At 46.0% G+C, this 18,144-nt stretch carries 11 protein-coding genes, 1 pseudogene and 1 riboswitch; of the genes and pseudogenes, 6 read left to right on the top strand and 6 right to left on the bottom strand.

The genetic code is table 11. From position 1 onward, the window contains the following. Positions 1 to 34: 34 nt before the first annotated feature. From recD to IQQ51_RS04590, 5 genes are all read right to left on the bottom strand, one after another. Complete coding sequence (gene recD / locus IQQ51_RS04610; protein WP_193840493.1) at positions 35 to 2,260, bottom strand: exodeoxyribonuclease V subunit alpha; 2,226 nt, start codon at positions 2,258 to 2,260, stop codon at positions 35 to 37. After that, a complete protein-coding gene (gene recB / locus IQQ51_RS04605; protein WP_193840492.1) occupies positions 2,260 to 5,934 on the bottom strand; it encodes an exodeoxyribonuclease V subunit beta in 3,675 nt (1,224 codons plus the stop codon). Before recB ends, recD begins: the two co-directional genes overlap by 1 nt. 260 nt (positions 5,935 to 6,194) lie before the next feature. Further along, positions 6,195 to 6,356, bottom strand: coding sequence for a hypothetical protein (locus IQQ51_RS04600; protein WP_193840511.1), 162 nt, complete (start codon positions 6,354 to 6,356; stop codon positions 6,195 to 6,197). 6 nt (positions 6,357 to 6,362) lie between these two features. Next, positions 6,363 to 9,839, bottom strand: a complete 3,477-nt coding sequence (recC, locus tag IQQ51_RS04595) for an exodeoxyribonuclease V subunit gamma (RefSeq protein WP_193840491.1) — start codon at positions 9,837 to 9,839, stop codon at positions 6,363 to 6,365. A gap of 127 nt (positions 9,840 to 9,966) precedes the next feature. Beyond that, complete coding sequence (locus tag IQQ51_RS04590; protein ID WP_050633773.1) at positions 9,967 to 10,962, bottom strand: TDT family transporter; 996 nt, start codon at positions 10,960 to 10,962, stop codon at positions 9,967 to 9,969. Positions 10,963 to 11,125: 163 nt separating this feature from the next. Here IQQ51_RS04590 and IQQ51_RS04585 point away from each other — a divergent pair, with 163 nt between their 5' ends. The 5 genes from IQQ51_RS04585 (at position 11,126) to IQQ51_RS04565 (ending at position 15,399) form a co-directional block, all read left to right on the top strand. Next, positions 11,126 to 12,022, top strand: a complete 897-nt coding sequence (locus tag IQQ51_RS04585; protein WP_048608012.1) for a LysR family transcriptional regulator — start codon at positions 11,126 to 11,128, stop codon at positions 12,020 to 12,022. An 88-nt stretch (positions 12,023 to 12,110) separates the two neighbouring features. After that, the gene (locus IQQ51_RS04580; protein WP_008223840.1) at positions 12,111 to 12,404 is read left to right on the top strand and encodes a YebG family protein; all 294 of its coding nucleotides are present in this window, start codon (positions 12,111 to 12,113) and stop codon (positions 12,402 to 12,404) included. A 155-nt stretch (positions 12,405 to 12,559) separates the two neighbouring features. Continuing rightward, positions 12,560 to 12,643, top strand: a riboswitch (Fluoride riboswitch). Positions 12,644 to 12,837: 194 nt separating this feature from the next. Next, the gene (locus IQQ51_RS04575) at positions 12,838 to 13,530 is read left to right on the top strand and encodes an iron-sulfur cluster assembly scaffold protein (protein WP_017079913.1); all 693 of its coding nucleotides are present in this window, start codon (positions 12,838 to 12,840) and stop codon (positions 13,528 to 13,530) included. Positions 13,531 to 13,553: 23 nt separating this feature from the next. Continuing rightward, positions 13,554 to 14,543: a GGGtGRT protein gene (locus IQQ51_RS04570; RefSeq protein WP_065676367.1), complete on the top strand. Its 990-nt coding sequence runs from the start codon at positions 13,554 to 13,556 to the stop codon at positions 14,541 to 14,543. Positions 14,544 to 14,757: 214 nt separating this feature from the next. Next, positions 14,758 to 15,399, top strand: coding sequence for a MarC family protein (locus IQQ51_RS04565; RefSeq protein ID WP_048614308.1), 642 nt, complete (start codon positions 14,758 to 14,760; stop codon positions 15,397 to 15,399). An 84-nt stretch (positions 15,400 to 15,483) separates the two neighbouring features. On the opposite strand, the gene ushA is transcribed toward IQQ51_RS04565, so the two are convergent. After that, complete coding sequence (gene ushA, locus IQQ51_RS04560; protein ID WP_193840490.1) at positions 15,484 to 17,184, bottom strand: bifunctional UDP-sugar hydrolase/5'-nucleotidase UshA; 1,701 nt, start codon at positions 17,182 to 17,184, stop codon at positions 15,484 to 15,486. 505 nt (positions 17,185 to 17,689) lie between these two features. Between ushA and IQQ51_RS26645 the strand changes: the two are divergent. Next, positions 17,690 to 18,144: pseudogene (locus IQQ51_RS26645) on the top strand (2,3,4,5-tetrahydropyridine-2,6-dicarboxylate N-succinyltransferase); the annotation flags it as partial.

Genomic DNA, 18,144 nt, shown 5'->3' with positions numbered 1-18,144 from the left:
CTAAGTTCAAGCCCTTCTCTAGCGTCCATAACGACTAATTCGTTAAGCGACTGCCTAAACCACTCACTCGCTCTGTTTTCACCTTAATCCCACGCTTCAACACATTTGTATCGCTGAACATCATCAGTCGTTTCTTAGCACGTGTAATACCGGTATAGATAAGCTCCCGCGTTAAAATAGGGCTGAAGTCTGGCGGTAAGATCATTAAGGTCAGATCAAATTCACTACCCTGAGATTTATGTATCGTCATTGCATAAGCTGTTTCATGATCGGGCACTCGGCTTGGGAGCACGGCTTTCACACTGCCGTCTGGCAACTCAAAATACACCTTCAATCGAGGTGCCGAACTTGCCTCATGTGACTCTAGATTAATTGAATCGGCTTCGAGCATACAGATACCAATATCACCATTATACAAACCCAAGCCATGATCATTTCGCGTCACCATAACAGGACGCCCGTGATACCACAGTTCATCATTATGAGGCCTCACCAAACGCCTTGCGGCCAGTGCTCTTTCAATTCTGTGGTTGAGGCCTTTAACACCAAAATCCCCTTCACGAATGGAACACAACAGTCGGCATTGGCTGAACAAATCGAGTACCGATTTCGCTCTCGCTTCTTGAGTTTCTAACTCTTCCAACGGCACATTCATTCTATTGAGGTACGCACCATACTCGTTAACCAAAGTACGCAGCATCAAGTTATAGCTGTCACTCGACAGAGGGTGGTTTTCGATATCGCCAAACCCTTTACCAAACACTTGATCTACTTGATTCGCAGAGCCGTTGTTGATTGCTTTTGCCAACTGCCCGATACCGGAACGCGCATCGAAACGATAACTCTTCTGCAGCATACACAAGCTATCTGCAATCGCAGGCGGATTCACCGCTCCAGCTTTGTCTTGTCTTGGTTTAGTTATCGCATCAAAACCTGTCATCTCTGCAATCAAATTGCCTTGCGCTGTGCTGTACCCTGCAGAGTTGAATGAACAGATATCACCGAGCACAGCACCTGCCTCTACTGAAGCGAGTTGGTCTTTATCACCCAATAAGATGAGCCTTGCGTGCTCAGGAAGTGCATCCACCAGCTTATACATCATCGACAGATCAACCATAGAAGCTTCATCCACTACCAAGATATCAAGGTGGAGTGGATTGCGTCGGTTATGCCTAAACTCAGCACGGTTAGGAATCGCGCCGAGTAATCTGTGTAACGTGCTCGATTCAGTTGGTATGTTGGCTTTTACTTCAGGCGCTAATGGCAGCTGTTCAATCGCTTTGCCAATCGACTCGGTTAAACGCGCCGCTGCTTTACCCGTCGGTGCCACCAGTTTAATCGTCGGTGTTTTACCTTGACTGAGCGATTGCTCGACCATCGCCGACAGTAATTTGGTTACTGTGGTCGTTTTACCGGTACCCGGCCCACCGGAAATCACCGCAAAGCGACGACTCAGCGCCACCGCTGCCGCGACTTTTTGCCAGTTCAAACATGCTGATAACGGAACCAAACCATCCAACACATCTAAGTCTGTCACTTGCTTAGCTTGTACAATCGCTTGGTCTATTGCTCCCCAATCTAGAGCCTGCTCATTCACAATATCAAGATGGTCACACACCAATTGTTGACGTAATACCTGAGAGGTGTGATGGCTTGCTTCAGCCTTGGCTAACGCGTTAAACAGAAAGTGATAGCTACGTGCAAAAAGCTGATTGAGCGTTTCAGTCAGCGCTTTTTTCTGCTCAGTATTGAACTCTACTGGCTTACTTAAACGGTTTAGAGTCTCAGCCAACACAACTTCGTAATTCCAATAACGCTGTAAATAGACACGTTGCCCATCGAACATCAGCGGCTTAACGCAATCATTGGTTGTGCCAACTAGGTTAGATGATTGCAGAACCGTCGCCCAATCAATACCTAACAATTTCTGGTTCAGTTGCAATGCCGTCTCACCATACAAACCAAGTAACTGAGCAAGATCTGCCATTAGTTCAGGGGCTGCCGTATGCTGCTGTATAAGCTGAGTACAAATGTGCCCCTTGCCTAATTCATGGCTCACTACCCCAGCCAGAAAGCCGATCTCTTGAGGGTGACTCGTCGCTTGCTGCGTAATAAAACGGGCAAACTGATAATCCAATTGACGAATTGAGCCCTTATCCGCAAGGAACTTGAGTACATCCATGAGCTGTTCAGGGATAAGTGAAACTGGCTTTACAGAGTTCGCAGTTTCCATGCCGGTATTAGTGGTCGTTGTTGTCATTATAGAAGCCCCATCTGTCCAGTTTCATTGTCATTCAATTGTGCTGAACGTCTGTCTATCACTTTACCGTCAATCAATTGATCCATTTCATCGAGCAAAGCCAATGTAGGTTTAGTCGAGAAAATACCTTGTTGAGATTGGCCGTCCATTCCTCTTAAAAACAAGTAATAAATCCCACCAAAATGTTGTTCATAACTGTAATCTGCAACGCGACTGCGTAAGAAGCGATGCAATGCCAACGCATAGATTTGATATTGCAGATCGTAACGGTGGTCGGCCATCGCCGATTTCAATGCCTCACCATGGTAGACGGAAATGTCATCACCTAGGTGGTTCGACTTCCAGTCGAGCACATAGTATTTACCTTGATGCTCAAACACCAAATCGATGAAGCCTTTCAGCATGCCTTGTACAGTTTGAAAACCTAGGTCACCCGCTTTTGCCGACAAGGGATCATGATACTGAATGGTTTGATTGAGCTCAGATGCAGCCAACACTTCGATCGGCAATAAGAATTCCATCTCGACTAATCGTTGCGTTGAGTCTTTCTCGCTTAGTTTTAAGTTCTTACCATCCAATGCGGTGTTCAGCACCGTATCGACCAGTTGTTGAAGCACGGGCAGCCACTCGAGTTCGTATTGTTCTGACTCTAATAAGTGAGTGATTACTTGCGTGTTGTGTTCGCTGGTCGCAGGCTCGGTAAATTCAACATCCTCAAACAAGGTGTGCAAGAAGGTCCCCGGACGAGCGCCTCGAGGGAACGTGAATATAGAACGTTCAGGTTCAATCAATTCCGACTCATCTTGTTCATCCGCCGAGTCAATATCGAAGCCAGACACCTCAATTGTCGCATCATGGCTCGCACCGTGACTGCCTTGCTTTACAAGCCCCGAGTAACTGGTGATACGCCAAGCTCGGTCAATTGAAGCTTTAAGTTCATTGGCCTGTAAGTCGTCACTCACTTGCTCTGTTTGTACAAAAACGTGCTCGTGAGCAGTCGGAGTTTCAGACAGTAGTACGCTTGAATTCTTACCCTCAATTGCAGATAGAGCTTGATGCAACTCGGCGATGCCTTGCTCTTGTCCGTTTTGAACCAAATAGCCCATAGCACTCAAGTGAACGCCAGTTGGCTCTTTGGTTGAACGCCCTTTACGTAGCGGTGCCATACCAATAAAACAGCCATAGACCGCTCGAGTCAGCGCTACGTAAATCAAACGTAGATCTTCTGCCAATCGCTCTTTATCGGCTTGTGCTAAGGCACTGTTGCTGCCAGTAATATCAAGCACGGTAGTATCTGAATCATGATCGTAGAACTTGCCTTCGCTCGCTTCACGGTAGCTCGCGACAAACGGCAAAAATACGAGGTCATATTCCAAGCCTTTCGACTTATGAATGGTAACGATTTGAACCAAGTTTCTTTCTGATTCAAGGCGTTGAATGTCGTCGTCACTGCCACCTAAACCATTTTGTGCATCTGATATCGCTTCTGCCAGCCAACGCAACAAGCCATAGTCACTGTCGAGTTCTTGTCTTGCTTGTTGCAACAATTCGCCAATGTGCATTAAATCAGTGAGTGAGCGCTCACCATTTTCTTCTTCCAGTAAGCGTTCCGCGAGATGTCGTTTACTGATCACGCTGCGAAGCATTGGCAACACGCCGCGCTGAAGCCACAACTTACGATATTCTCTAAACTCGTTAACGACGTTTTCCCACACCACTTCATCATTGTTGAGTTCATCTAATGATGCCGCATCCAAAGCAAACAATTCCGACGCCAAACTGGCGCGTAATGCACGATCGTTTTCAGGTGTCAGCACCGCTTGTAGCAGGCGTTGAATATCTTGCGCGACCAAGCTGGTAAACACACTGTCTCGGTTGGATAAATACACACTCGCAATGCCTTGCTCCGATAGCGCGTTCTTGATCAGGCGACCTTCACTACCGGTTCGAACCAAAACAGCAATATCACCCGCATTCACGGCATGTTGTTTTTTGCCGTTATCAAAATAGGCTTGTTGATTTTGAGAAGCGGTAAGAATGGTTTGAATTTGACTCGCGGTCGCCTCAGCCATTGCTTTGTGATATTCGCCTTTTGGTAATGGCTTATCTTCAGCATCTTGCAACCAAAAGGTCAGTGCGTGCTGAGTTTCTCCGTTCATTACCCATTGACGTTTATCAGCCGATGGACTGGCAGCGACGGGCAGAAATGGAATGTCTTGGTCGTAGATAAACGGGCTATCTGAATTCATAAACACTTGGTTTACCGCACTGACCATGTCAGCACTCGAACGCCAGTTAGTGCCTAACGTATAGTGAGCACTAACTTGGTTTCTTGCCTTAATGTAAGTAAAGATATCCGCGCCACGGAAACCGTAGATAGCCTGTTTCGGGTCACCGATCATAAACAGACCGCATTGCGGGCTATCAAGGTAGATTCGGCTAAAAATACTGTATTGAAGCGGATCGGTATCTTGGAATTCATCGATCATCGCCACCGGGTAAAGCGTGCGAATTCTTTCCACCAGCAAGGATTGCTCATCCACATCAATCGACGCCGACAACTGAGTCAGCAAGTCATCAAATGATAGCCACTGCTTCTGTTGTTTCGCCTTGGCTAACATAGTTCGACAATGGGTAATCGCATGCGCCAGCAACGGAGCTTTTAGATCTGCTGGAGAATTTAAGAAGTCCTCAATCGCCTCAAACACCGCGTGCTGAGGCGCGGTGCCCTTTGATGTTTTTTCAATTAGAGTGGCTTGTGAGAACTTCTCTAATTTATCTGGAAACTGGTAATCATGAGTGTCGCTTTGTGCCCATGCAGTCACCGCTTCTAACCAAGTCGGCAAAGACTTCTTGGTGTAGCTGCGCTTGTTCACATCCGAGCCAGAGATCAAAGCCAAAAAGTCCGCTTCAGATTCACACCACAGCGCTTTAAGTTGCTTCACTTTACCTAGGTTTTGGTTGTGCAGAGTTTGCAGGTCGCCCGACATCGCATCTACCGTTAATTTCAGCGGAGATCCTGTCAGATAACGATTTACGTCTGCTAATAGCGAAGCGGGAGAACCCCAGATATTTCGCACTTCGCCCGCGAGTTGAATGGGCAGCGGGTAGAACTGTTTACGCCAATAGTCGGCAACCACTTGTGCTTTTAGGTGACTTTCATCGGTCACAAATTCATTATCAAAGCGGCTTCCTGATTCAAAGGCATTTTGGGTCAACATTCGCTGACAGAAACCGTGAATGGTGTATACCGCGGCCTCGTCCATTTGTCTTTCAGCATTAAGCAGAGTTTTAGCCGCGCCAGCATGATCATCAATGGCTTGTAACAAAGGAGCAATCACAGGGTCGTCACTTTGCCCACGTGCAAACGCAATGCGTGCATCATGGATTCGCGCGCGGATACGATCTCGCAGCTCAGCCGTTGCCGCTTCAGTAAAGGTCACCACCAGAATTTGGTCTACGGTTAGTGGCTCATTGTGTCGTGTGGCTTCAGTCAGATCGCCTTGTGGCGCAGCTGTACCGTGCCCCAGCAGTAAGCGTAAGTACAAGCCAGCAATGGTAAATGTCTTACCCGTACCCGCCGATGCTTCAATTAAACGCGCGCCATGAAGTGGAAACGTCATGGTATCGAGTGTTTTTGGAGCGATTACCTGAACACTGCTTGTGGTCGTCATGCCTTACTGCCTTTTGATAGATGAGTCTGTTAAAAATGTGACTATTGCTATAAATGTGACCTAGCGTGGAAAACGTCATTCAATTTACGTCCTACGCTAATTTGTTAATAGTTAGTGCGATCTCTCTCACGGATCAATTCGGATCGCCTCGCTACTATGCGCCCACGAGTTCAGAAGCGCGTACGAGTTTTGTACTTTACGACGTTACTTTGAACCACAGAATAATGGTCCCTCTGACCTGTGGCCGTACAGCGAACGCCCTACACTAATAATGATTTACTGGCGGCCACTTTATTTCCTGTACCTTGCTTACCCTCACCTTGATTCCCTTCACCTGGAAAGTAAGCATCCAAAATGCTTAGCAGCGACTCTCTTTTATCTTTCATTAATTCAGCGCACTCGCTATTGATCTTGTCGATCACAGCCACCTACTCCTGATCTTCCATATCGGCTGCTGCAAACCTTGCCGCCTGCAACACAAGTGTCGAGTACATACGTGATTGAGCAGCCAGTTCATCATCCCACTTAGGCCAAATACGTGAGATGTAAGTATCTCTGCCCTCGCCCGTAAAAGCGAAGCTGTCATTAAAGGTATCAGCCATTTTCTTGAGCGACTTTTCTTCGTCATCGACCCATTTACCACGGCTAAAGCCCGCTTCAACGCCGGCCAAGGCGGTTTTCGGGAAATACGGCAGTGGTGCAGTCATACCTTGATAGAACAGTCGCACTAACTCAGCTAATATACTCTTCGCTTGCTGCGCATCGCCGATAGGTTGTAGCGTTTGGTGAACCACGCCCTCTTTTCTGTCATAACCAATAATATGGGTCGTTTTTCCGTGCCCCATAACAGCGCAGGATAGATGATCAATCCACGCAGCCAAGTAATCTTGAGAGCGTATTTTTCCGCTACGGAAACGCACCAGACCTGATTGATAGTTTTGAGTTAACCACCCCATCAAGCGAACAGGCTTACCTTCGCCTAACACGTCAAACTCGATATTCACTTCGAGATCTTGCTGCGGCGAGCCGCTCACAAATCGAATCTCTTTGGCTAAGTCTTCTGCTTGAACGCGGTTGGTTTCAAATTCGATATCACCAAAAGCGCCAACCGGTAATCGACCTTGAGCTTTTTGCTCAGAGACAAACAAGCGAACCGCTTCATCCGCCCCTTCAGGATGATCGAGTAATACTTGAAGCAAAGCGTCTTTTAGTAGGAAACTTTCTAAACCATTAAGCACGAACGGTTCATCGTCTTCCATTACCGGAAGCGGGGGCTCAAATACCACCTTTAGGCGACGATTAAAGAAGTATTGCACTGGTAAGCGCCAGAAACGCTGCAGCTCAACCAGATCTAGCTCCAATGGATAAGTCGCACCAAGCAAATAGTCATCCAACGCACGATTGAATTCACCACTACGTTCACCGGAACGGTTAGCCGCAGGTAACCACTCTTTGGCATAACTCAATACATGGCTCGCGTCACCTTGAGTAAACGCAGCGGGGCTGAACGGTGTCATGGTGTGCTCAAAGCTGATCGCTTGAGTCAGATTAATACCAGAATCGTCACTTGGTAGTGCTTGGTCTTCACTTAGGCAGTAGTTCTGCTGGCAGTATTCAATCAATTCAGACACCAACACCGACGGCACTCGCTCGGTATTATCTTGAATAGAGCGGCCGACATAGCTGATGTACAAACATTCTTGCGCCGACAGCATCGCCTCTAAGAATAGATAGCGGTCATCATCACGACGAGAACGGTCACCGGGACGAGTGCGCCCGTTCATCAGGTCAAAACCTTCTGGCGGCATTGAACGAGGGTAAACACCATCATTCATACCTAACAAACAGACGGTTTTGAACGGAATAGAACGCATCGGCATCAAGGTACAAAAGTTAACTTGTCCCGCTAAGAAACGCTGACTGATACGGGCGCCAGATAACTTATTATTGAGGTACTGGTAGATAATGCTTGGCGACAGTTCTTGTTCGTACAAGGCATCATCAAGCTGTTCGTTCAGTTGCGAAAGTGCATCACGAATCGACTTAAGCACCACCTCACCTTCTAGCTCCACTGCAAAGAAGTCATCAATCATTTGCAGCAAGTTTTCACGCCACATATCGATAGATTGTGTTTCAGTTAAGCGTTGGCGGTAATGGGCAATACGATCGATAAAGTGCGCTAATTTACCAGCAAGTTCAGCGTTAATACCCTGAACTTCATTGTAAGCGGCAATTGGAGAGTGTTCGGTTTCAAACAAGCCCGCAGAGTCCGACATCGCATAGCCCAGTAACATGCGCTGAATACCAAATAGCCAGGTATTTTGCTCGGTCGCAGGTAGATCAAATTCTGTCGCAGTTGAAGCATCAACACCCCAACGGATACCCGCTTCTTCAACCCATTGCTTGGCTTGCTCGAATTGAAACTCGTCAATACCAAAGCGTGCCATCATCGCTGGGATTTCTAATAGCTCTAGCAACTCAGACGCTAAACAACGCGCACTCGGTAGCGCGACCAGCTGCATAAAGGCGGTCAGTATTGGACTTTCTTGGTCGGCGGTTCTATCTGAGATCGAGTAAGGGATATAGCGCTCACCCGGGGCATTACCAAATACCGCCTGAATCGCTGGGCTATAAGCATTAATGTCAGACACCATCACGATGATATCGCGTGGTTTCAGTGTCGGGTCGACATCAAACATGGCCAACAGCTGATCATGAAGGACTTCAACCTCACGCATTGGGCTATGACAAGCATGTACCGTCAACGAGCGATCACCCAGTTCAACCACCTGCTTATGGTGGCTGGAATCTAAGATGTGGTCGTCTTGATGTTCTTCGAGCTGGAGAATATCGGCTTGTAGTTGATGAAGTAGATTATCTCTCTCAACATCAATAAAGAATTCGTGCTCTTCACTGTCTGATTGAGATAGCAAGAACAGGTTATCTCTGCCTAATTTACCCATAGACGCCAGCAAGCTATTACCGACCGCTTGGCTGGTATGCAGTTCGTCTTCAATATTGGCTTCAATGCCATCTTTCAATGGTGAGGCTTCGCCTTCAAGATGAGGTAAACCATCAACCAGAGCAAACTGCTTGCGGCGCTGTGCTTCGACTCTCGCCAAGTATTTACGGTCTCGAATATCGCCCCAGTAATGCTGACAAGGGTTGGTAAACATCAAGTGCACATCAATCTGCTCACCAAGAGCTTTCAACGCATCCATATAGCGAGGAGGTAACGAAGAAATACCAAACACAAATAAGCGCTTAGGCAGATGTTGCAACTGGCCTTGTTGATTAGCTAGCGCTTCAATGAAGTCGTGATACAAGTTGCCACGGTGATATTTAGATTGGCCTTGAGACAGGGTCTGGTCATAGAGAGCTTGCCACAAAGTCGGCTGCCAAGGGTGCTCTTGCTGCCCTTCACTATCTATCAATTCTGTAACGGGCTCTCCCGCTTCCCACATCGCCATCCACTCAGGTCTATACACCAAGTACCCATCGAAGATATCGGCAATTTTCTCTGCCAATTGGTACAACTTCGAATCATCTTCGTCGTTTTCAAGATAGCGCTGTAAAGGAAGAAAATCAGGGTGATCAAGCTTAGCGGGTAGCAAACTCATCAGCTTCCACGTCATCGCTTCTTTATTAAAAGCACTGCGTTTTGGTACATCAGGAAGCACTTGGGTAAACATATCCCAAATGAAGGTTGCAGGAAGTGGGAAATCGATATTTGCTGCTACGCCAAACTCTTTGGCGAGTTCCATCTTAAGCCATTGAGACATACCTGGGCTCTGAACCAAGATCTGCTCTTTTTCGAAGGGATTGGCTAAAGGGTCACTTTTGATTAAGTGAACGAGAAGGATTTTTAAAGTATCAACTTTATTGGAATGGTAAACAGTAAACAAAGTGCACTCACGCTAATCTTGCCACAATATAAAGCCAGATTAGCATAAGTGCCGAGTTTGGATTAGGAATATAAGCTTATGAAATACTGAAAACTTAAGGTCCGTTTATCTTTTGAACTATTGCTTCTTATAATCTACTGCCTACCGCGCTTAGAACACGATGAGGTTTGTAATTCATGTAATAACGAACCGCCACATAGCCCACTACAAACGTTGCCACAATCAATTCTAGATACGCTAGGTTGAACACTTGATCCACATAGTGAGCTTCCACACCAACAGTTTGCATCCAAGCTGCCAATTTGAATAACGCCGTTGCACCAATCACAATTGGGAAGGTAAATGCGGCATAACCTGGGCTAAACGGTAAACGAAGTAGTTTGAAGAACGCTGCGTAAATGATGAACGTCATCAACACTGCAATACCAAACAATAGACCGATGATAACTGGCGAAGGATCTGCTGAAACCGTTAGGTATCCTGCTAGAGATAGACTTGCAGGTGCAGCCATAATCGCAATGGTAGGTTTCGCTGCGTCAGGCACTTCATGAGAGAAGATCAAACGGTAGATCATCACAGGTAACATTACCGCATAAATCAACAGACCAAAGACCAAAACAGCGTTTGCCACAGGCTCTAGAGTCGGGTTACCAGAGAAGGAAACATCCGCAACAATAATACCGATTGGTGGCACAAACCAGCTTGGCACCATGTGGTGGATCTCAAACTGTTTTGCTCTGTGGTATAGGAAGCTCACCAAGAACACCACGTGCAATGCCACAGATGCCAACCAAACACTTTCGCTGAGGAAGGTCGAAATTGGTGCCAAAGAAGCAGAAACAACCATACAACCCATCGCAAACGTTGGTACAACACTTCCCACGACTGGGTGAGCAAGATCTGCACGCAATAAATGTCCGTGAATCAAAAACTTCACAGCCAAAACAAGAAGCAAACATCCAGCAATCGCTGCGCTTACCCATTGAACCAAACCCGGTGTATGTAAGATATCTTGTGATACTAATACACCATCCCAGCACCAGCCTAAGCTTGCGATTGCTAGTGCTAACCCTGCCATGGGTGTTGGAGCTCCTGTTAATCTATATTTAATACGTTGAATCATGTCAGCCTCTCTTAAACTTAATTCACTAAACTTGTGAACTCATCAGCTTGTTGAAGCCATAATACGCTTGCGCTTCGTTAAACAATATCCAATTATATATAACAAGTGTTCATCAATACTGAACAGAATCCATTTTCACCAGCAGAGTAAAACTAGGAATCTGATGGCTAATATTTCAATTAAACAACTCAAAGTGTTCGTCACTATTACCCAGCACTCGACATTGACCGCAGCCTCTGAGGCTCTGTTTCTGTCTAAGGCCGCTGTCAGCATGGCACTAGGCGAAATGGAGAAACAACTCGGCCACTCTCTATTTGACCGGGTCAACAACCGATTAATTCTCAACCAAGAGGGACATAAGTTACTTCCATTGGCGGATGAGATATTACACCGTGCTGCTGGTATTGATGTTTTGTTCCGTGATGACCAACCTTTAAGTGGCAATCTAAAGGTCGGCGCGAGTGACACGATTGGTAATCAGGTCGCACCGTTTATTTTGTCAGGCTTTCGCGAACGAACTCAACATCAGGATCAAAGCTTGTTCATTTCAAACAGTGCGTTAATCTGCCAAAAGTTGGTGGATTATGAACTTGATATCGCGCTAATTGAAGGAAAAACATTACACCCAGAACTCATTTCGAGTCAGTTTAGCAGCGATGAAATGTGTATTATTGTTAGTAATCAACATCCTCTCGTTTCAAAAGAAAAAGTAACTTTAAGCGATTTAGAAGACAGCCATTGGATTTTACGTGAATCAGGCTCAGGGACTCGTGAGTTTTTCCTACGAGCCGTCGCACCGCGCATCGAACATTGGTATGAATCTTTTGAACTCAATACCACAGAGGCGATCATCAATTCAGTTTCCGCCAATCTTGGATTCGCGTGTTTATCACGATTGGCAGCACAACGAGCGATTGATTCAGGCCGAGTAAAAGCGCTTGATGTGCCACTCGACATGAAACGACGTTTCTGGATGCTGGTACACAAAGACAAATACCAGAGCCCGCTGCTGAAATCTTTCATGAGTTATTGTGAAGACTGGGCTACACATCAAGATTGAGGCCGCATAGTTAGGGCTCCAACTGGACTTTTAGCATCAAAAACTGTATAAAAAGCCAGTAAAATTTATCAAACTTAGAGGATTAACCATGGCTGTTATCGTCAAGTACGTGGTGGAACGCAACGGAGAAGAGAAAATGACTTTTACCTCTAAAGCCGAAGCCGACGCATACGACAAAATGCTGGATATGGCTGATGAGCTTTTTGAACTTTTAGGCAAAAGCGATTTAGTTGAAGATGAAGGCAAGCAAGAAGAACTTGCAATGTACCTAGCGAAGAACAAAGAAGAAGTTCTTTACGCATTAGGTGCTAAGCGTAAACCAGCTCCGAAAAAAGCTAAGAAGCTTGAAGCTGTTGAAGACGCAGAAGAAGATGCAGCGTAACTAGCTGCTCGCTTTCTAAAAAACGTCAATGACGCCTCTAATCAGAGTTCGTTATTGGCGTTTTTTTATACTTATCGAAATATAATGAAGCTTGTTTATAGTCGAAATTGCTCTAAACATTCGCTTGCATGAAAGTGTGATAAAGATCTAATCTATAGCCATCAGGTGATGGGGTTCCACCTAAGCTTTTGCTTCAACCGCCCGTTCTTTTGAACCGTGCTAATGACTCCTACAGAATCGAAAACAGGTAATACTGTTGGATGTATCGCTATTCCTCCATTTTGAAATGGACTTAGTCTATTAAGACCAAGCTCCATGACGCCTTTGGATTATCGATACTCAAGATCTGTAGTGAATTAGCCGCACCTCTTCCAACACGTCCTGTTTTCTCAACGCCCTAGGTCTTCAACGACTCTAACTGTGAGAAAACATTATGCACTACTCTTCAGAAATTCAATCAATGTGCCCTATTCAAAGGGGTGATCTACACACTTCAGCACCAATTCCAGTTGAAGGCGCTATGGTTAGTCCAAAAGATGTCATCGCTATTTCTGGCTTAAGCCATGGCGTCGGCACTTGTGCACCACAACAAGGTGCAGCAAAACTAACGCTGAACGTAAAAAACGGCATCATCGAAGAAGCACTAATCGAAACAATTGGCTGTTCAGGCATGACTCAATCAGCCGCGATGGCAGCAGAAATCCTCACCGGAAGAACCATTCTTGAAGCCCTAAATACTGACTTAGTGTGTGACGCTATTAACGTAGCCATGCGTGAAATCTTCCTGCAATTTGTTTACGGTCGAACTCAATCAGCTTTCTCTGAAGGCGGTCTAGAAATTGGCGCTGCATTAGAAGACTTAGGTCAAACACAGCGCAGCCAAGTGGGTACCAGTTACTCAACCGCTGCAAAAGGCGTACGTTACCTAGAGCTTGCAGAAGGTTACGTGACCAAGCTTGCACTTGATGATCACAGCGAAGTGATTGGCTACGAATATCTCAACCTCGGCAAAATGATGAAGGCGATTAACCAAGGCGTGTCAGCCAATGAAGCGGCCGACCTTGCGACAGGGACCTATGGCCGCTTCGATGAAGCCGTGACCACTATTAACCCACGCCAACAGTAATTTTGCCAATTTAGAGGAAAGATATGATGAACACTCAATTTAATGAATCAGTAACTCGCGTATTGGCAGAAATGAACTTCGACTCTTTGGAGCAAGCAAACCAATACTGTTTATCACATAATGTCGACCCAAAAGCATTAGTGATGGACACTCAACCTATCGCTTTTGAAAGCGCTGCCGATGCCTATATCCTTGGCTCAGCACTGGCGCTATTTCGTAAAGCCACCAGCGCAGAACAAGCGGCAAATATTATTGGTGAAGGTCTTCAAGCATTCACCAAACCCGGCAGTGTTGCGGAACAACGCCAAGTTGGTATTGGACATGGCGCGCTAGCCGCTCGTCTTCTCAATGAAGAGAGCCACTGCTTCGCCTTCCTAGCGGGTCACGAGTCTTTTGCTGCAGCAGAAGGTGCGATTAAAATTGCGCTAAACGTCAACAAATCACGCAAAAACCCATTGAAAGTGATCTTAAATGGCCTAGGCAAAGATGCGGCTTATCTTATCTCGCGCATCAACGGCTTCACTTACGTGCGCACTCAATACGATTACCAAACCGGTGAACTTGTTGAAACTGAACGTCGCCGTTTCTCACAAGGCCCTCGCGGCGACATCTTGTGTTACGGCGCTGATGATGTGCGTGAAGGTGTGGCTATCATGCACAGAGAAGAAGTGGATGTCAGTATTACGGGTAACTCAACCAACCCAACTCGCTTCCAACACCCAGTCGCGGGTATCTACAAAGCAGAACGTACTCGCCAAGGTTTGCCATACTTCTCAGTTGCTTCAGGCGGCGGTACAGGTCGAACATTGCACCCAGATAACGTAGCAGCAGGTCCAGCGTCTTACGGCATGACCGATACCATGGGCAGAATGCACGCTGACGCGCAGTTCGCAGGTAGCTCTTCTGTTCCTGCTCACGTAGCGATGATGGGCTTCATCGGCATGGGCAACAACCCAATGGTCGGGGCGACGGTTGCATTGGCTGTGGCAGTGAGTGAATCTCAAAACGCATAACGGCAAAATGAGCCCCACAACCTGCCTGTTAGTTGAGAATCAAGCAATAACGAACGACTAAAACTCTACACCTATCACTAAAACCAAACAGCCAGCCTTATGCTGGCTGTTTTTTATTCACACTTGCTCTACTATCTATTTCTAATAATTATTTGTATCTAAGATTAAATACATTCTGCTGTCGTATTTAACTGCATATTTTCAAAGGAATAATATGAAAGAGCTCATCATTCATACCATTACCGTGTTCATGGGCTTTTTTGCCATCATGAACCCTATCGCCAACACACCAATCTTTCTTGGATTAACGGGTGACAATGATAGGGAGACGGTCAAATCTATCGCTTTCCGCTCGGTGTTCATCGCCTTCATCATCGTCAGTACCTTTGCTGTGTCGGGGAAGCTCATCTTCGACCTCTTTGGTATCACGCTTTACGCACTTCGCATCACTGGCGGGATCCTCGTGTTCTTGATTGGCTTTCATATGCTGCAAGGTGACTCAACGCACTCTAAAGCGAAAGAGAAGGTCAACTCAGACGCCCAACAAGATGCGGCGCTCAGTATCGCCGTCTCGCCACTGGCAATGCCAATATTAGCCGGACCGGGCACCATTGCCACCGCGATGAACTTTGCCAGCACCGAAGGCATCTACGAAACCATCATCACCATCGTCGCCTTCGGCCTATTGTGTGCCTTAACCTACGTATTGTTTGTATTCGGCGAGCGCTTCGTTAAAGCCGTTGGACCAAGTGCATTGAATGTAATTACCCGAATGATGGGTTTGATACTCGCCGTTATCGGTATGCAGATGCTGATTGAAGGTATTGAACAAGCTCATAAGGCACTGTTCGTTTAGCGCCCAAACCACGAAATTCTGATACAAAAATAGCCAGCGATTCGCTGGCTATTTTCTCTGGCGCTTTAGTTTACGAATTATAAATTAGTTCGCAGGGCAGCCTTTTACTTCTAAACCTTTACTCATGTAGATTAGATCACCATCCGCTGGTGCGTAATTCGCTGCAGTGACATCAGGGTTCTTAACAAAGAATTCACGCAGTACCGAGGCATCCGTTAACTGTGTAGATTCAACGTCAATTACTGGGTAGTCATCACCACCAGCAGCACTGAAACTGATCACGGAGAAAGTGTAGGTGTCTGCCAAGTCAAAGCCTTTGCCGTTGATGTCTCGAATGGTCACATCATTCAAATCGCAGTCAACCGTTAAGCTAATATTGTCGAGTTGGGCATAAGCACCTGATCCTGCAGTCTTAGTCGCAACAACGTCTAAATACGCTTTTACTTCAGCACCCGTCATTGTTGCTTTGGTTACAAAATTGCCAAAAGGTTGGACTGTAAGTACATCACGATAAGCGATGTCACCTGCCGCAATTGAGTCACGAACACCACCGGAATTCATCACACCGAAGTCAGCGTCCACTAAATCGTAAGTACGGTAAGCGTGACCTAATAAATGACCAAGGTTGGTTTGCTCTGCGCGTACAACATCACGGTCACCTTCAAGCTTCGCATCGGTTTTCGATATGATGACATCCAACAACTCTTGACCTTGTTGCTGATAGGCGGAAAGAGTAGCAATTACTGTTGAATTAGGTTCAATTTCAGATTGGATAAATTGGTAATCACCATTTTCATCTTTTTCTTTTAAGTTCACAGGTATCAGGTCGTACTTCGCTAAATGCAGCTTTCCGTCATAAAACTCAAAATCAGCTCTACCGACATACTTGCCCCACTCATGAGCTTGCATGATATAAGTACCATTTTGTTGATCCGGCTTGCAATCATCTCCTGGGTTGAAATCAGCATATTCGTTGCCTTCCATACAAACCGGATTTTGAGAGTGCCCGCCAATAATTGCATCTAGCTGACCTTCTTCCAGAGAGCGTGCTAGTAGCACATCACCAGGCGCTTCACTGCCGTGTTGACCATTAGCGTAATGCCCCATATGAGTGGTAGCAAAAATCAGGTCAACCGTTTCATTAGCCTCGATCTCTTTTATGGCTTTTTTGATTTCGACTTGTGGGTCGGCAAAGTGAATCGTCGCGACGTTGTCAGGGTTAACTAATTTCGCCGTATCTTTGGTTGTCAGGCCAATAACAGCAACTTTTAAGCCGTTGATGGTGAATACTTTATATGGAGAGAAAAGGCGTTCATCAGTAACTGTGTCTCCATCTTTGATATAAATATTCGCCGCTAGCATCGGAAAGTCAGCTAGCTCAGATTGCATCTCAAGCACATCCAAAGTGTTGTCGAATTCATGGTTACCTAATGCCATCGCGTCGTAACCAAGAAGGTTCATGCCAACAAAATCTGGTACCGCATCCTGCATATCAGACTCTGGAACACCAGTATTAATGTCACCACCGGACAGTAGGATCGTCTCACCACCGTTTTGAGTCACTTCCACACGAATACTATCAATCAACGTCTTACGAGCCGCCATTCCATACTCACCCTTACTATTTTCCCAGAAGCGACCATGGTTATCGTTGGTATGTAAAACAGTAAACTTGGTACAAGAAGCGGCAGTGTCACATGTCACTGCGATATCGTCACTGTCCGAGCCACAACCAACCATCGCTACACCGATAGAGAGCACCAGTAAAGACTTAGTAAAATTCATAGAAGATCCTTTATTAATCGTTTTAATGTCGTTATGGCAGGCAATATACTGACATCTTGCAGGGTTTTAGTGATCGTTATCTTAATTACACGTCTGAAAAATTGAGTATTTACCCTAACTGTAGGCACAAACGATTAATCAACAGAAGTCGAACAATTCTGATAATAAACATGAATTTATAAAGAAAGTGTGACTCGCTCTATTGATACTGCTAACAAGAGGGTGGGCTAGAGATAAGTGTCAGGTGTGGAAATGAAATGGCACCGCGTTACTTCAGTAAGCACGCCCATATTTAAAAGCGAGGTATAGTATCCGGATAATGAAAACTATCTCCCAAAAGACAAGCAATATCATTTTACAGACTTTATCCCAATGCGCCCTTTCATAACGAGGGCGCTCTCTTTATGATGAACGCAATTAAATTAACTTTGCTAACGGCAGCGCTTGTTATTCGAGTCGTTGTTTTGGAATAGCAAAATCAAGACTCAACACATGGAGATTCAACATGGCTTACTTTTCACTAGCCTTCGGTACGGCAACCAAAAATCGCGACAATAAAATCATTGAAGCGTTCTTCCCTAACCCACTTCTAAACCCAAGCGACACTCTTGTAGCGGCTGTGGCAGAAGTATCAGGTTACTCTGAAGGCAACCAAGCTATCGAAATCTCTGCTGCACAAAGCGCAGAACTGGCGAAAGCATTCGCAGCAAACGACGATGCAGCTAACGCATCTTTCGCAGAAAAAGCGGCAGCGTCTGAACAGCCACTTGTTCTTGTTGTTCTTGCTACTGACGAGAAGCCAGCATCAATTGCTGAAGGCTTCCTAAAGCTACAACTTATCTCTAACCGCCTAGTACAACCACACGGTACGGTGCTGGACGGCATCTTCGGTCTACTGCACAACATCGCATGGACAAACGAAGGCCCAATCGACCTTCCTGAGCTGGCTGAGCGTCAAAT

It is taken from the genome of Vibrio sp. OPT18 (genome assembly GCF_015163615.1).
Taxonomy (GTDB): Bacteria; Pseudomonadota; Gammaproteobacteria; order Enterobacterales; family Vibrionaceae; genus Vibrio; species Vibrio coralliirubri.
The sequence above is the reverse complement of the archived record's forward strand: the minus strand, read 5'-3'. Positions and strand labels throughout refer to the sequence as shown.

Coding starts and splice junctions, on each gene's coding strand:
- ushA (WP_193840490.1), bottom strand. CDS start 17,184: ATGAATTTTACTAAGTCTTTACTGGTGCTCTCTATCGGTGTAGCGATG.
- IQQ51_RS04580 (WP_008223840.1), top strand. CDS start 12,111: ATGGCTGTTATCGTCAAGTACGTGGTGGAACGCAACGGAGAAGAGAAA.
- recB (WP_193840492.1), bottom strand. CDS start 5,934: ATGACGACCACAAGCAGTGTTCAGGTAATCGCTCCAAAAACACTCGAT.
- IQQ51_RS04585 (WP_048608012.1), top strand. CDS start 11,126: ATGGCTAATATTTCAATTAAACAACTCAAAGTGTTCGTCACTATTACC.
- IQQ51_RS04570 (WP_065676367.1), top strand. CDS start 13,554: ATGATGAACACTCAATTTAATGAATCAGTAACTCGCGTATTGGCAGAA.
- IQQ51_RS04590 (WP_050633773.1), bottom strand. CDS start 10,962: ATGATTCAACGTATTAAATATAGATTAACAGGAGCTCCAACACCCATG.
- IQQ51_RS04575 (WP_017079913.1), top strand. CDS start 12,838: ATGCACTACTCTTCAGAAATTCAATCAATGTGCCCTATTCAAAGGGGT.
- IQQ51_RS04565 (WP_048614308.1), top strand. CDS start 14,758: ATGAAAGAGCTCATCATTCATACCATTACCGTGTTCATGGGCTTTTTT.
- recD (WP_193840493.1), bottom strand. CDS start 2,260: ATGACAACAACGACCACTAATACCGGCATGGAAACTGCGAACTCTGTA.